The 14,936-nt window shown below is 59.8% G+C and carries 11 protein-coding genes and 1 pseudogene; 6 read left to right on the top strand and 6 right to left on the bottom strand.

Features of this window, described 5'->3' with window-relative positions:
- Nucleotides 1-397: 397 nt before the first annotated feature.
- The 3 genes from sbnA to ACR9WD_RS15035 are packed head-to-tail and all read left to right on the top strand — an operon-like array spanning nt 398 to nt 4,445.
- On the top strand, nt 398-1,405 hold the full coding sequence (gene sbnA / locus ACR9WD_RS15045; protein ID WP_434922371.1) for a 2,3-diaminopropionate biosynthesis protein SbnA: 1,008 nt from the start codon (nt 398-400) through the stop codon (nt 1,403-1,405).
- A complete protein-coding gene (locus ACR9WD_RS15040) occupies nt 1,402-3,030 on the top strand; it encodes an FAD/NAD(P)-binding protein (protein ID WP_434922370.1) in 1,629 nt (542 codons plus the stop codon). Before sbnA ends, ACR9WD_RS15040 begins: the two co-directional genes overlap by 4 nt.
- A complete protein-coding gene (locus ACR9WD_RS15035; RefSeq protein WP_434922369.1) occupies nt 3,027-4,445 on the top strand; it encodes an alanine racemase in 1,419 nt (472 codons plus the stop codon). The genes ACR9WD_RS15040 and ACR9WD_RS15035 overlap by 4 nt, the downstream gene beginning before the upstream one ends.
- Before the next feature lie 152 nt (nt 4,446-4,597).
- Here ACR9WD_RS15035 and ACR9WD_RS15030 read toward each other — a convergent pair whose 3' ends face one another.
- Genes ACR9WD_RS15030 through eat form a run of 5 tightly spaced genes read right to left on the bottom strand, consistent with a single transcriptional unit; the run spans nt 4,598 to nt 10,520 of the window.
- On the bottom strand, nt 4,598-5,398 hold the full coding sequence (locus ACR9WD_RS15030) for a 3-oxoacyl-ACP reductase (RefSeq protein ID WP_073706995.1): 801 nt from the start codon (nt 5,396-5,398) through the stop codon (nt 4,598-4,600).
- 55 nt (nt 5,399-5,453) lie between these two features.
- Nucleotides 5,454-6,854 carry an aldehyde dehydrogenase family protein gene (locus tag ACR9WD_RS15025; RefSeq protein ID WP_073706994.1) on the bottom strand — a complete coding sequence of 467 codons (1,401 nt, stop codon included), beginning with the start codon at nt 6,852-6,854 and terminating at the stop codon, nt 5,454-5,456.
- On the bottom strand, nt 6,851-7,621 hold the full coding sequence (locus ACR9WD_RS15020; RefSeq protein ID WP_223308810.1) for a gamma-glutamyl-gamma-aminobutyrate hydrolase family protein: 771 nt from the start codon (nt 7,619-7,621) through the stop codon (nt 6,851-6,853). The genes ACR9WD_RS15025 and ACR9WD_RS15020 overlap by 4 nt, the downstream gene beginning before the upstream one ends.
- A gap of 19 nt (nt 7,622-7,640) precedes the next feature.
- Entirely contained in the window at nt 7,641-9,032 is a 1,392-nt protein-coding gene (locus ACR9WD_RS15015) for a glutamine synthetase family protein (protein WP_434922368.1), read from the bottom strand.
- 51 nt (nt 9,033-9,083) lie between these two features.
- On the bottom strand, nt 9,084-10,520 hold the full coding sequence (eat, locus tag ACR9WD_RS15010) for an ethanolamine permease (RefSeq protein WP_073706993.1): 1,437 nt from the start codon (nt 10,518-10,520) through the stop codon (nt 9,084-9,086).
- A gap of 228 nt (nt 10,521-10,748) precedes the next feature.
- Here eat and ACR9WD_RS15005 point away from each other — a divergent pair, with 228 nt between their 5' ends.
- Nucleotides 10,749-11,420, top strand: coding sequence for a FadR/GntR family transcriptional regulator (locus ACR9WD_RS15005; protein WP_223308809.1), 672 nt, complete (start codon nt 10,749-10,751; stop codon nt 11,418-11,420).
- A 231-nt stretch (nt 11,421-11,651) separates the two neighbouring features.
- Nucleotides 11,652-11,864 (top strand): annotated as a pseudogene (locus ACR9WD_RS15000) (IS110 family transposase); the annotation flags it as partial.
- Nucleotides 11,865-11,881: 17 nt separating this feature from the next.
- On the opposite strand, the gene ACR9WD_RS14995 reads toward ACR9WD_RS15000, so the two are convergent.
- Nucleotides 11,882-13,549 carry an alkaline phosphatase D family protein gene (locus ACR9WD_RS14995; RefSeq protein WP_434922367.1) on the bottom strand — a complete coding sequence of 556 codons (1,668 nt, stop codon included), beginning with the start codon at nt 13,547-13,549 and terminating at the stop codon, nt 11,882-11,884.
- Nucleotides 13,550-13,656: 107 nt separating this feature from the next.
- Between ACR9WD_RS14995 and ACR9WD_RS14990 the strand changes: the two genes are divergently transcribed.
- Nucleotides 13,657-14,103 (top strand): polyketide cyclase / dehydrase and lipid transport, encoded by a 447-nt coding sequence (locus ACR9WD_RS14990; RefSeq protein ID WP_434922366.1) that lies wholly within the window; start codon nt 13,657-13,659, stop codon nt 14,101-14,103.
- Nucleotides 14,104-14,936: the final 833 nt, after the last annotated feature.

Raw genomic sequence — 14,936 nt, 5'->3', positions numbered from 1 at the left:
CGCGCCAGGTGCGAGACCGCATTTGAAACGGTATGGCGGGGATTGCTGGCAGTCCCATCCCACTGGATTCTCCCTGTGCTGCGTGATGCTTCCTGGAGGATTAGGTTGTCCCGGAAGCGTCCCGCAATGCTGGAGTCCTTCAAAGCCGGGTAGCTGAATCTGCTGGCGGCGCATCCAGGGTTGCGCGGTTGCTCTGTTGCTCTGTTGGTCCCATGTCCGGCAAATATCCGGCGACACTCGCTGGGAACTCCAGTGAATTCGCTTTGAGCCTGCCAAGGAATCCTTGAATATCCTAGGCAGTTCGGCATTGCGCACTTAGACTTGCCGAAAATGCGATGAAATGGATTAAATCCCTAATCGCGCATGAAGAGCAGTTTTCCGTAATTGCCACACCTGAATGCGAGCGACGAACATGGATAGTGCAGGAACTCTTAGCCCGTTCAATTCCCCTGTCGTGAAATTGGAACGCCTTTTCGACAGTCCGGATATCGAAATATTTGCCAAATTGGATTTGCTGCAGCTCTCGGGCAGCACCAAGGAACGCACTGCAGGAAGCCTGATTGAATCCTTTATGGAATCCGGCCAGCTGCAGCCCGGAGGGATGGTCATCGAATCAACCTCCGGCAACCTGGGTATCGCCTTGTCTCGGCAATGCGTGGTGCGGGGCATCAAATTCGTGGCAGTAGTCGACGAGAACGCCAACAAATCCGCCTTGGACATCATGCGCGCTTATGGGGCCGCCGTTGAGTTGGTAGTCAACCAGCCCGATGGGAACAAGCTGGCTGCCCGCCGGCAGCGGGTGCAGCAGCTACTGGCCCAGAACCCGGGCGCAGTGACCACCAATCAGTACGGGTCCCCTGATAATCCCAAGGCGCATTACTCATCCACCATGCCCGAAATCGTGGACGCGCTGGACGGAAAAGTGGATATGCTCTTTGTCGCGACCAGCACCACGGGCACAATTCTCGGATGCCAGAAGTGCATCCGGGAGCATGGCTTGAACACCAAGCTGGTCGCCGTGGACGCATTGGGATCCGTGCTCTTTGGCGGAGAATCCGGGAACCGCCGCTTGCCCGGTTTGGGAGCAGGCATCGTTCCGGAGCTGGCCTTGCAGGCCGAACCCGATCATGTGTTCCGCATCCGCGAGATTGACATGGTTCGCGGCTGCCGAATGCTTGCCCAGCGTGAGGGAATCCTGGCTGGCGCGTCTACCGGTGCCATCGTTTCCGCCATGAGCCAGATGCTGCCGGAGATTCCTGCAGGTTCGCGGGTAGCCTTCCTGGTCCACGACTCCGGAGTTCCTTATCTGCATAGCGTCTATGACGATGATTGGGTACGCGAGACCTTGGGCGAAGAACCCGAGGCAGACGGCACGGCGAACCTTGTAGACCAGCAGGTGCGATGACACGCATTGCAATGATCGGCGGTGGGCCGAAGTGCTTATATGCGTTGCTTGAACTCAACGATTCGCTGCCTCCGCATCTATCCGGAGAATTACAAGTGGATGTTTATGATCCCTACCCGCCCGGGGCCGGGCGAGTATGGAACACCGCGCAACCGAGGGAACTGAAACTCAACGTCAACCCGCGCATTATCGACGCGTCCTCCAACTTGTGTTCCCAGGATTTCAACCGATGGCAGGAGGCAAGGAATATTGCTTCAGCTGATGGATCTTTCCCTGCCCGCGCGCTGGTTGGGGAATACCTGCGTGAGCAGTTCGAACGGCTTGCAGAACACGGGTCCCTGCCAGTTGCCCATCGTTCTTGCGTAGTCGACGGAGTGGCGCGAAAAGGACCGCACTGGGAGGTCCGTACCGTGCACGGTACAGAACTCTATGACGAGGTAGTTCTTGCTACCGGGCATGGCTTGGGCGGCTATCGGGCAGAGGATTCACCGCGCGGTTCAATATCGGCTGCAGCGTTGACCGTAGAACATGACCAGGCTGAAGACGATACTGTGCTGGCCGGAAGCAAGGTTGTGATCAAGGGAGCCGCGCTGACTGCCTACGATGTCGTGTTGCGATTAACCGAGGGACGCGGGGGACGCTGGGAGACCACAACTTCAGATGGTTTGGAATTCCTGCGCTATATTCCAAGCGGAGAAGAACCTGTTTCGATAACCATGACATCTCGCAGCGGCATTCCCATGACACCCAAGCCCAACACCCGACCTGCCAGCGTAGACGAAGTCCTTGATGGCTATCGAGATCAGGTGCGCCAGTGGGGGATCGAACGCCATGGAACGGCAACAGGTGGAAAGCTTCTGCATCCGGGGTTGGATGAGCTGTGGCAGATCCTGCTGTCCTGTGCGATGGAATGCGCCAAGGCCAGCGGTTCGGAGACTGACCAGGATGCCTTGTGGAAGACCTTGCGGGATGGAAAATTGGAACAGATGGCAGAGAGGACATCCGCTGCCGAACAGCTACGTGCCAGCGTGCGCATCAATCATGGCTTGGCGGCTCCCAGCACACAGTGGGTATGGGGAACCGTTTGGTCGGGTCTGTATCCGCAGCTGGTTGACGCGCTGACGCGGATCAGCTGGAATGCGGATGAGCGAGAGCAATTCAAGACCCTTGCCGCGAATCTTGAGCGGATGGCCTTCGGCCCGCCTGAACCTACGGCCCTGAAGCTGCTGGCGCTCTTCGAGGACGGGCTATTGCACCACGAGCAATCCGATTTATCGGTTTTTGCTGGAGCAGACCTCACGATAGATGCTGTCACCGCGCCTGCCGGGGTGCTCTATGCCTCGTCCTCTGGAGGTGACAGCGCGTCCAGCTTGTTCAGCGATCTACTCGCCGAGGGCGAGGTGCAAGTTCGAGCAGGGGAGCGTGGACTGCTCACTGATACCGACGGCACTTGCCTGGACTCAACTGGCGAACGCAACGAGTCCCTCACGGCACTAGGCCGTCCAACAGAAGACCCCACGTTGGGTCATGACACCTTGAATCGTGGCTTGCACCTTGAATACCGAGGTTGGGCACGTCGCATAGCGCGGCAGGTGGCCGCCTCCCAACAGAAAGTAGCCCAGTGACTCAACCCCTGATGCACGGAACCATTCCGTTGACGGCACGGCTCGAACCGTGGATGGATTCCCTGATTGCAGATCCAAAGCTCTGCCAGGAGCTGATCAAGCAGTACGGTTCTCCATTGAATCTGCATGATTACTCTTCGATGAGCCGGAACATCGCTGAGCTGCGGGAGGCAGCAGATGAGCACGGGATTGATTTCGAGATTTATCTGGCACGCAAAGCCAACAAGACCCTCGGAGCAATTGACCATGCTGTAGCCGAAGGCTGCGGAATTGATGTGGCCAGTTTCAATGAGCTGGACCAGTGCCTCAAGCGGGGAGTGCCAGCGGATCGGATCATTGTCACCGCGGCAGTGAAATCCGTGGCCCTGCTGAGGCTTGCGGTGGAACATGGTGTCGTTCTGAGCCTGGACAACTTGGATGAGACGGCAGAGCTGCAAGCGATTGTGCAGGAGTCCGGGAAACCTGCTGCCGTCGCACTGCGCCTGGCATCGGATAACCCATCCATCCCGCCGACGCGATTCGGTTTGCGGGCTGGAGAATGGCTCACTTTCCTGGATCAGGCGGATAAGCCTGAAACCCTCAAAGTTGAAGGAATCCACTTCCATCTCAACGGATATGACGGTGGGCAACGAGCGCAACTGGCCTTGGAAGCGCTGGCGCTGATCGATGCGCTGCGGGACCGCGGGCACGACCCAAGCTTTGTGGATATGGGCGGAGGCATTCCGATGTCCTACCTGGATGACGGAAAGCAATGGGCAGGGTTCTGGGAAGCGCTCGCCGAACTCCCCGAGGGCGATGAGTCATTGACTTGGAAATCAGATCGTCTGGGAGCCACGGGGCCTGAAGCCAGTATCGCTCTGTACCCGTACCACCAGAAACTGATCCGCGGCGAATGGTTGCGGAAAGTTCTGGCAACAGAAGAAACCACTACTCGAAGGACCGTCGCCCAGATGCTTATCGAGCGGGGGATCCAGCTTCGCTGCGAACCGGGGCGTTCACTTTTGGATGGGTGCGGACTGACGCTTGCTGAAGTGGCCTTCGTCAAGAACCGCAGCGATGGAGCACCAATGGTTGGCCTGCATATGAATAGAACCCAATGTCGTTCAACTTCCGCCGACTTCTTGCTGGATCCGTTGCTGATTCCCACAGGGCCGAAAGTGCAGGATCGGGCGCCATACGAAGGATTCCTGGTGGGTGCCTATTGCATTGAAGAAGAATTGATCCTGCGCAGGCGGTTCGAGTTCCCGGCAGGTGTGGCCAAGGGAGATCTCGTCGCTTTCCCGAATACCGGCGGGTACTTGATGCACATTATCGAGAGCGCTTCGCACCAGTTGCCGTTGGCGAAGAACCTCGTCATTGATGGCGTTGATTGGATCCTCGACGGCGTCGATACTGCTGACTTGCTCGTGGGGTAAAAGCACCGTGCTGACAGCCGGCTAGAACTGGCTGATCCCGCGCCACAGGCAATCCGCCGGGAATAGTGACAGGAAAGCCCCGAAAGCAAAAACACTCCCCTGTATGTGGGCGAATGCCAGATCCAGGGGAGTGCTTGAGTGGGTCCTATCCCTTACAGCGGGGTCACGTAGGCTCCAGCGATGCCGCCGTCCACCAGGAACTGGCTCGCGGTGATGAAGGAGGAATCGTCGGAGGCAAGGAAGGCTACCGAGGCCGCCAGTTCATCCGGTTCTGCGAACCGACCAAGCGGCACATGCACCAAGCGGCGCGCGGCGCGCTCCGGGTCCTTGGCGAAGAGCTCCTTTAGCAGCGGGGTATTTACCGGGCCGGGGCAAAGCGCATTGACCCGGATGCCCTGCCGGGCGAACTCGACACCGAGTTCGCGGCTCATGGACAGCACCCCGCCCTTGGAAGCCGAGTAGCTGATCTGGCTAGTCGCCGCACCCATGACAGCGACGAAGGAAGCGGTGTTGATGATGGAGCCCCGGCCCTGTTCCTGCATGTACGGCAGCACGTGCTTACAGCAGTAGTACACGCTGGTCAGGTTGACCTCCTGGACCTTGCGCCAGGCGTCGATGCCGGTATCCAGGATGGAAGCGTCGTCTGCCGGGGAAATCCCCGCGTTGTTGAATGCAATATCCACCGAACCGTAGGTCGACTTGGCTGTGGCGAACAAGTTCTTGACGTCTTCTTCATTGGTAACATCGGTGCGGACGAAAAGCCCGCCGACTTCTTCGGCGGCTTTCTGGCCGATTTCCTCGGCGCAGATATCGCCAATGACCACCTTGGCGCCTTCATGGGCCAAGCGCTTGGCCGTGGCCAGGCCGATGCCGGAGGCGCCGCCAGTAATAGTGGCGACTCGTCCGGCAAGCCGATTGGTGACCAAGCCGTTGTACGGGGCAGTTTCGCTCATTTGATGGTTCTCCTTGCTAGTGATTTGTTTTAGTTGGATGATGCTTTGCGGTAAATCAGCTTTCGGTGTCAATGAAGACGTTCTTGACCTCGCTGAAGGCTTCGAGGGCATCTGGTCCCAGCTCGCGGCCGAGTCCGGATTTCTTGTAGCCGCCGAAAGGAGTGGAATAGCGCACCGAGGAATGGGAGTTCACCGACAGGTTCCCGGCCTCGACCGCGCGGGCCACGCGCAGGGCACGGCCCACATCCCGTGTCCAGATGGATCCGGATAGCCCGTACTCCGAGTCATTGGCAATGCGGATGGCATCGGCCTCGTCCTCGAATGGGATCACCGCGACGATCGGGCCGAAAATCTCTTCGCGCAGGATCCGGTCCTGCGAATCTTCGGGAACCACGACCGTAGGCGGGAACCAGAAGCCCTCGCCCGGGGGAACCTTGCCCTGGTAGGCGATATCCTTGCGGCGATTTCCCTGCTCATCGAGCAGGAAGGAAGACACCGTCTGCAATTGCTTGGCGGAGACCAAAGGGCCCATCACCGTAGCTTCGTCGCTCGGATCCCCGACAGTAACCGCCGCGACAGCCTGGGTGAATCGCTCCATGAACACATCCAGAACGCTGCGCTGCACCAGGATCCGGGAGCGGGCGCAGCAGTCCTGTCCGGCATTGTCGAAGACACCGCCCGGTGCCTGGGCGGCTGCCTTGTCGAGGTCGGCATCGGCGAAGATGATATTGGCGCTCTTGCCGCCCAGCTCCAGGGTGACACGCTTCAGCTGGTCCGCGCATCCGCGCATGATGCCCTGGCCCACTTGGGTGGAACCGGTGAAAACAACTTTGCGGACGTCAGGATGGGTGACAAAGCGCTCGCCGACTACCGAGCCCTTGCCCGGGATGACGGTGAAGACACCCTCGGGGATACCGGCCTCGCGGGCCAACTCGCCCAGGCGGATGGCGGTCAAGGGTGTCAGTTCCGCTGGCTTGAGCACGACAGTATTGCCCGCAGCCAGTGCTGGGGCGAACCCCCACCCCGCGATCGGCATGGGGAAATTCCATGGAACGATGATCCCAACGACACCCAGCGGTTCGTGGAAGGTAACGTTCACTCCGCCTGCGACGGGAATCTGCTTGCCGAAGTTCCGTTCCGGGGCTGCTGCGTAGTAGTTCAGCACATCCCTGACGTTTCCGGCCTCCCAGCGGGCGTTGCCGATGGTGTGCCCGGCATTGAGCACTTCCAGCTGGGCCAGATTCTCCAGATCGCGGTCTACTGCGGCCGCGAATCTGCGCAGCAGCGCGGCGCGCTCAGCAGGAGCGACCTGGCTCCAGGCGGGAAAAGCCTCGGAGGCCCGGGCAATTGCGGCATCCGCCTCCGCGGTATCAGCCAGCGCGACATCCTGGACTGCTTGCCCCGTCGCCGGGTTGATCACGGTAAAGGTGTCTTTCACTGCGGTATCAGTGCTCATAGCGCTTCCTGTGGTGTCGAAATAGATTTGCTGGTGGCGTAGTCATGCGCAGCCTGGACGAAAGCCTGCATGAGCCGGATATCTTCCAAGTTCTCTTCCGGGTGGAATTGCGTGCCCAGAACCCAGCCTCGGGCCTGCGGCATTTCAACGATTTCCACCGTCCCGTCGCTGGCGCGGGCGGTGACCTCCAGACCTTTGGCTACCTCCTGCAGGGACTGGTGGTGGTAGCACGGAGCGCTGGCCTGGTTGCCCAGGATCTGCTCCGCCAGAGAACCATGCGCGGTGGTGAAATCCACTGTGCCGAAGACGCCAGGAGCTGGCTGGTACTTTTCGGCAGCATCCGGAAGCAGATCGGGCAGGTGCTGGTTCAGGGTTCCGCCTTGCTGCACGTTGAGCACTTGGGCGCCACGGCAGATGGCGAACAGCGGAACGGCCCGCTCCAGCGCGGCGGCGGCCAAAGCCATGTCGTGCAGGTCCCGCTCCGGCTGTGCCGCCGTGCGCGGGTGCGGTTGATGCCCGTAGTTAGCAGGATCCACATCCACGCCGCCGATGACTATCAGCCCATCCAGGACGTCCAAGACGGAGGCGTCGGTGGCAACCGGTGGCAGGAGCATTGGCGTACCACCGGCCGCAACCACTGACTTGATGTACTTGCCCGGGACAATGGCCGCGGTACTTTCCCAGACACCCCATTTGGCTTCCTGCCAGTAGGTGGTCAGCCCGATGCGCGGCCTGCGCTGCGTTGCTGGGTCCGATGGATAGTTCACTTGTAGTTGTCCTTCGTGATCAGTGGCGTTCGAAACCACGGGAAACTTCCCAGTCGGTGACCGCGGCGTTAAACTGCTCGATTTCCACGTCCGCGTAGCGGGTGTAGTGTTCCACTACTTCCTTGCCGAAGATTTCTAAAGCGATTTCCGAGTTCGCGAAGAGCTCTCGGGCCTCGGCCATGGTTTGGGGCACATGCTGGGATCCGGAGTCGTAGGCGCTTCCGGTCACCATCTCGGGCAGTTCAAGCTTCTTCTCCATGCCATAGAGACCGGCCGCCAGCATGGCGGCCATGGCCAGGTACGGGTTGGCGTCCGCTCCCGGCAGGCGGTTCTCCATGCGCGCGCCGTATCCCTTGCCTACCAGCCGGACCGCGCAGCTGCGGTTGTCCAGGCCCCAGGCAACTGCGGTAGGTGCGAAGGACCCCTTGGCGAATCGCTTGTAGGAGTTGATATTCGGGGCGTAGAACAGGGTGAACTCCCGCATCGTGGCCAAGACTCCGGCGATGAAGTGGTTGTACATTTCCGTGCGTTCTCCGCGGGCTTCGTCCCAGAAGGCCAGCGAGCCATCAAGCTTGCGCAGCGACATGTGGATGTGGCAGCTGGAACCTTCGCGCTGGTTGGGCTTGGCCATGAAGGTGATGGATTGCCCGCGCTGCGAGGCCATGTGCTTGGCCGAGAGCTTGTAGAAGGTGTGGTTATCGCCTGTGGTGAGCACGTCGTCGTATTTGAAAGCGATCTCGTGCTGCCCGAAGTTGCACTCGCCCTTGGCCGATTCGACGATCATACCCGATTCGTACATGGCGTTGCGGATATCGCGCAGTAGCGGTTCGACGCGCATTGAGCCCAGGATCGAGTAGTCGACGTTGTGCTGGTTGGCAGGGGTGAGGTCCCGGTAGCCGCGCTGCTGCGCATCTTCGTAGGAGTCGTTGAAGATCAAGAACTCCAGTTCCGTACCTGCCATGGCGCGCAAGCCCAACGCAGCGGCTTTCTCCTGCTGCGCCTTGAGCAGGGACCGCGGGGCCACTGGAACCGGACGTCCGTCCGTGGTGGCCAAGTCGGTCTGGATCAGCGCCGTGCGTTCCAAGTACGGAACTGGGCGGATGGTGTCGTAATCCAGCACGAACTCCATGTCGCCGTAGCCGGTGTCCCAGCTGGTCAGCGAATAGCCTTCCACGGTGTTCATTTCGGTATCCACTGCCAACAGGTAGTTGCAAGCTTCGGTGCCGTGATTCAGCACGGTGTCCAGGAAGAACTGGGCATGGACGATTTTTCCCTGGAGCCGGCCCTGCATGTCGGTGAAGGCGAGAATGACCGAATCATAGACTCCGGTGCGGATGCCCTCGGTCAACTGTTCAACGCTTAGCATGCGTTCGTTCTTGGAGGCCTTGACGAGTTCTTGGATGTCTTGCATGGAGAATGTTCCTTCGATTGTCGGGGATTGGTTCTGTGGCCTGGGACCGGTTTACTTCAGGGCATTTTCTTCGGACTCCAGGATGGCGAATTCTTCTTCGGGCGCGCTGGCAACCAGGCGATGCCTGCTATAGAACCAGAAGTACGCGAGTGCCAGGACGAAGACTCCTGCGGTGATTCCTGCGGCGAGGATGTCCACGACGAATGTTGCGATGAGGGCAATGACAGCCAGCACCAGCGCAATGGAAGTGGTGACGATACCGCCCGGGGTGCGATACCCGCGGGGCAGGTCGGGTTCCTTGATCCGCAAGACAATGTGGCTCAGATTCAGCAGCACGTAGGAGACGGTGGCGCCGAAGACTGCGATATTGATCAGCTGGTCGCCATTGCGGATGACTGCTGCCAGGATGAATCCGATGGTGCCTGGAACCAGCAGGGCCACCCATGGTGTATGGCGGGAGCCGGTCAGCGAGAGAACCCGGGGCAAGTAGCCGGCACGGGACAAGGCGAACAGCTGCCGGGAGTAGGCATAGACGATAGAGAAGAAGCTGGCCACCAATCCTGCCAGGCCCGCATAGTTCACGAAGTTCGCCAGCGCTGAATTCTGCCCGTAGGCTTCGCGCAGCGCCTCGGGAAGTGGGGAACCGGAGACGCTCATGGCTTCGGCTCCCGCGACTCCGGGCACCAGGATGAGCATGGCAGCACCGGAGAAGACCAGGAAGATTACTGCGGTAATGATGCCCTTGGGCATATCGCGTTTCGGGTCTTGCGATTCCTCGGCGGCCAGTGGGACCCCCTCTACTGCGAGGAAGAACCAGATGCCGAAGACCAGCGCGGCAAGGGTTCCGGAAATGCCGAACGGCATGAAGGCTGAGGAGCCGGCCGAACCGTCTGGCACGATGTCGAAGAGGTTGCTTGGCTCAAAGTGCGGTATCAGGCCAAAGACGGTGACTACCAGCGCCACAATGGCGATAGCGGTGATGCCGAACATCAGCTTGAGTGCTTCGCCTACGCCCCACATATGGATGCCGATGAAAACAATGTAGGTGATCAGGTAGACGGGCCACGAATTGGTCATCCCGAACAGGCCGAGGGCCTCGATGTAGCCGCCGATGAAGGTGGCGATAGCGGCAGGGGCCACGGCGTACTCGATGAGCACTGCCATGCCGGTGGCGAAACCGCCCAGTGGTCCCATGGCCCTGCGGGCGAAGCCGTAGCCCGCACCGGCTGTGGGTAGCGTCGAGGACATTTCTGCCAGGCCGAACACCATGCAGGTGTACATGATGCCCATCAGCACGAAGGCAATGAGCAATCCGCCCCAGCCGCCAGCGGCCAAGCCGAGATTCCAGCCTGAAAAATCACCGGAAATGACGTAGGCAATACCCAAGCCGGCAAGCAGGATCCAACCTGCGGCGCCTTTCTTGAGCTGCCTATGTCGTAGATAGTCTTTGTCGACCGATGCGTAGTCGATGTGTGAATTCTTGGTCATGTGAGCTTCCTCGGTCCATGAGTCCTGAATCTAATGGACTGAAATCAGTCCTTTGCATGCGCTCAACTGTGGCAGGGGTCACGGAGCAAAGTCAATAGGTTAGTTTGAAAATTGAGCTGGTAAGAGAAAATGAAAGGTGTTTTCTTGAACCAAATTGTGTGCCATTCTTAGATCATGGCCGAAACTAAACCATTGGATTCCCGGGATGGGATGAGGTTCCTTGGGCAAGTGCGCCGGGGAAACGTCTTCGAGGAGACCCTCGGGCAACTGTTGCGCGCCATGAGGCTAGGCGTCTTCCCTCCCGGCGAAAAATTGCCTGCGGAGAGGGAGCTTGCCGAGGCCCTGGGTGTTTCACGAGCTACATTGCGCGACTCATTGGCGGAATTGCAGAGCGCAGGCTACTTGCAGGTCCAGCGAGGTCGCTACGGTGGAACGGTTGTTGCTGCTCATCCGAATTCGCATGAGAATCCATTGGATGATTCGGACCGTGCACGCATTGAGGATGTGCTTGCATTCAGGTCGGTCGTGGAACCTGCCGCAGCTGAATTGGCCGCGGGGGCATCGCTCACTGCAACCCAGCGAAATAATTTGATGCTGGCGCACGAAGCCGTCAATTCGGCCGACGCGACGAACTACCGGCCGCTGGATGCCCGGCTCCATGTCATGATCGCCGATTTGTCAGCTTCGAGCATGCTGGCAAAAGCGGTTGCAGAGGCGCGCGACGCAACCAGCGAGCTGCTGGATCGGATTCCGTTCCTGAAGCCGAATATCGCGCACTCCAGCCGCCAGCACGAGGACATCTTGAACGCCATCCTCCGCGGCGATGGAGCCAGCGCAAAGAAGCTGATGCAAGAACATCTTGATGGCACTGCGACTCTCTTGCGCGGTTTCTTGGACTAATTGTTGCAACTGTGCGGCAGTTGCGAAGTTCTGGATTTTTGCCTTGAGGTCGCCTCGGGATCCGTGATCGTTCTACGCAGTAATGCGTTCCATGCATGGATTTGCCGAAAAGCGATGAAATGAATCGATTCCCTGTTTCACATGAAAATCAGTTCTGCTGGATCTGATACTCCTGGAGGCGAGCAATGACTAAGGAAAGCGCAGGAACTCTTAGCCCTTCAATTCACCCGTCGTATCGATGCGAAGCTAAAGAAACATGGAGCTCAACGGCATAGCGCATAGGCGGCGGCCATGATGGATGCGTTAGACGAGCAAAGCGTCATTACTAACGGTACCGATGCAATCGGGTTAGTCATTCCGCCGATGGTTCGGCAGCTGTTTTTCTTGCACGCCAAGCGTGCTGACGTCGCCACTCACCTCGAAGCCATGGTGGAGACCCACCCCGATACCTGACGGTCGCGTCATTTCTCGCGCGGTTCGATCGCTGCCACTACGACGGTTTCCAGCCTTGGGTGCAGGTGGTCTCCGTGCTCAACCACCCCCGTGACCCAGCTGACCACCAGCCCGTCTTCGGTGTCCTGAAGGATGGCTAGGTTGTTGTCGAACCACGGCCCCTTGATGCCGTTCCATCGAAAAGGCGGGTCTGGCACATGTGCCCTGCGCGCCATCCAAGCCCCGAACGGAACGGCCGGCCCCAAGGCCAAGGCTGCGGCAAAGTAGCGCATCAACCGGGGCAGTGGGTTGCGGATGGGCGAACACACAGCTTGCAGGATCCTGCTCCCGTTCTCGCGCTCGACTTCGGAAACGTAGGAGAAGTGCACGTCGCCGGAGAGGAACGTGACGGACTGCGGAGCGGGGCCGCGCTGCCCATCGGCGACCTCGGTGGACCACCGGGCCACGTCCTGGAAGCTTTGTTGGAACGCCGCCCAATGCTCAAGGTCCACGGCCCGGCGCAGTCGTTCCCCGAGCCACGCCCGAACCTGGCCGCGTTCCCCTGAGGAGTAGACCTCGTTCCACGCTTCCACATGATGCAGGCCCATGGGCAGCAGGAAGGGCAATGAGGTAGCGACCAGCAGGTGGCGGAATCCGCCTTGCATCTGCTCGTCGAGCCACGCATTTTCCGGTGGATCGAGCAGGGCACGCGCTTCGGTGTCGAGGGTGCGGGAGGCACGGGAGTCCACCACGATCAGCCGCACCGTATCCCAGTCGCGGCAGTAGCTCCAGCGGTATTCTTCCGGTGCAGCATCGACGCGCTCGGCGAACCGGTCCAAGTCGGCAGTGATGTCCAATTCGTCGAGGCCGGTGTGGGCCGCGATGCGTTGCCACAGTGGATCTGCAGCCCGCTCGTCGGGGGAGAGATTGCCGAGGTGCTGATAGATCCAATATGAGCCGAGGCCCGCAACAATGCGTTCGTGCCACCAGCTGGTCTGCTCCATGTCCTGCTTCCAACTGCGCGAGGAGTTCCAATCGTCGCGGATGTCGTGGTCGTCGAAGATCATGGCGCTGGGCAGGGTGGAAAGAAGCCAGCGGTTGGCCGGGTCCGACCAAGCCAACCGGTACAGGTGGGCGTATTCCGCGAAGTCCTTCAGCTCAGCCCCGGGTTCGTCCCTGATATCGCGCCGGCTGCGGATGAACTCGCGCATCTGGTCACTGGTGGAGTCCGCATAAACCTGATCGCCGAGGAAGAGCATCAAATCCGGCCAGGGTCCGTGCGCCGGGCCCGCCATGGATAGGGCATAGGCGCGCATCGCGTCAACACCGTGCTTGCGGTTGCCCGCCGCGTCGTGCGGGATGCTGGTGCGGCAGGACCCGAAGGCCAGCCGTGGATTCTTGGCGGGGTCGATGGTGGCGATCATGGAATCGGGGAAGCCATCCTCGCGCGGCCAGATCGCTGTCCCCTGAAAATGCACGCTGTAGGGATTGACGCTTCCAACCTCCAGCCCCGTCACCTCAACTAACGCATAGTGGTGGCCGTGGGCACCAAAAGTCGGCGCACTCCATGTGCTTTCACCGCAGCGGATCTCGACGGTGCCAGACCGAGCTGTCTCCACCCAGATACTGGCGGAGGTGGCATCCACGTGGCGGAGCATCGGGCCAAGTACAAGGTCCTGATCGTTTCGGTGGCTCATCGATTTCCCTTCCTGATGGTGCAGGTCAACCAAGAATGGCACAACAACATCGTTGCGGATAGGCCCGGCTGCCGGGCACGGGATCAGATGCTGCCTAGGATGGGCTGATGAGTCCATCCCCGTATCTGCAAACCCGCCGCCGCTTCGTGGCTGCCGCGCCCCGAGAGATCTTCGAACTGCTCAGGGATCCGGCCATGCACCCGGTCATCGACGGCTCCGGAACGGTGCGGTCCTCGAACGCCAAGGGAAGCAAGCTCAACCTGGGCAGCGAGTTCGGCATGCAGATACGTTTGGGGGTCCCGTACCGGATCAGCAATACCGTGATGGAATTCGAGCAAGACCGGCAGATCGCCTGGCGGCACTTCAGCGGGCATGGGTGGCGCTACGAGCTGGAAGCTGTCGGGTCTGGGACAATGGTCAGCGAAACCTGGGACGCGAGCCGGGTGCGGCACCAATGGCTGCTGAGGCTGATGGGCTTCACCCGTAGCACCGGTCCCAATTTGGAACGCACTCTGGAACGGCTGGTCGCGCAGTTCCTCGACGCCACCGGGTAAGGGCCTTTTGCCCTGAGCAGCTCGTCGATGACGAGTGTGCCTTGCCGAGTCGCCGGATGGGCGCAGCACGACAGGCTGAATGCCGCAGCTGGTCTTTCAAGCGTGTTTGGACGCGGTGAAACCACCATCGATGCCATGTTCCATGCCGCAGACTAAGAGGAACTCTAGGTTTGAGACTTCGCACGATTCGGCCATGTTGCGCAGCAGAACTTGCACAGCAATGCCGCTGGAGTGCTGGTGTTTTTCGAATTGGACTACCGTGCGGCACTGTGGAGTGAAGAAAAGCCGGGGTGGCCTACCGGGCGCCATCCTGGCCAAGGCAGGCATTGTTTTTGCCGGGGATGAGGAAGCAGCCATCGCCGTGGGGCCAAGCGACGACCCTATGGAGTTGGCGGGTCGGATCGCCGAGCTAGGACCATGACAAGTCATCATCAGGCTGGCCGAAGCCGAGGTGACCTTCGTCCTGGCACTGGAATCGTCCGCATCTTCCAAGGTCTCGATCAAGGTTGGGGCGCTCGAAGCACGAACAGCGAAGGGTTCAAGTTCGCACGGGTGCATCACGGCTCATTTGGACTTGGACGCTCCAGAGTTGAGGGTTACCAATGTTCAGTGAATAGCGATAGCCGAGAGTCGGAATCTACCTAAGTTGGAATCGTGTGCGAAGCGGTCATCGGAGCAGAATCCGCCGCAGGTAGCGACGTATTCGACTTGCCGACCACCGATCCAGAGTGGTCGAGACATTAGAACGGCATGGAACCTCCTAGTCGTATTGATTTGGCTCACGCACACCGTAACCGATGCTCCGCGTTCTCGCTGAGCCAGCTGTTTCCCTG

The sequence above is a fragment of the Glutamicibacter sp. PAEs-4 genome (assembly GCF_051161755.1).
In the GTDB taxonomy this organism is placed as follows: Bacteria; Actinomycetota; Actinomycetes; order Actinomycetales; family Micrococcaceae; genus Glutamicibacter; species Glutamicibacter nicotianae.
This window is presented reverse-complemented; position numbering and strand designations above follow the sequence as displayed.

Excerpts from the sequence above, each read along its gene's own strand:
- sbnA (WP_434922371.1), top strand. The coding sequence starts at position 398 with ATGCGAGCGACGAACATGGATAGTGCAGGAACTCTTAGCCCGTTCAAT.
- ACR9WD_RS15040 (WP_434922370.1), top strand. The coding sequence starts at position 1,402 with ATGACACGCATTGCAATGATCGGCGGTGGGCCGAAGTGCTTATATGCG.
- ACR9WD_RS15030 (WP_073706995.1), bottom strand. The coding sequence starts at position 5,398 with ATGAGCGAAACTGCCCCGTACAACGGCTTGGTCACCAATCGGCTTGCC.
- ACR9WD_RS15025 (WP_073706994.1), bottom strand. The coding sequence starts at position 6,854 with ATGAGCACTGATACCGCAGTGAAAGACACCTTTACCGTGATCAACCCG.
- ACR9WD_RS15015 (WP_434922368.1), bottom strand. The coding sequence starts at position 9,032 with ATGCAAGACATCCAAGAACTCGTCAAGGCCTCCAAGAACGAACGCATG.
- eat (WP_073706993.1), bottom strand. The coding sequence starts at position 10,520 with ATGACCAAGAATTCACACATCGACTACGCATCGGTCGACAAAGACTAT.
- ACR9WD_RS14995 (WP_434922367.1), bottom strand. The coding sequence starts at position 13,549 with ATGAGCCACCGAAACGATCAGGACCTTGTACTTGGCCCGATGCTCCGC.
- ACR9WD_RS14990 (WP_434922366.1), top strand. The coding sequence starts at position 13,657 with ATGAGTCCATCCCCGTATCTGCAAACCCGCCGCCGCTTCGTGGCTGCC.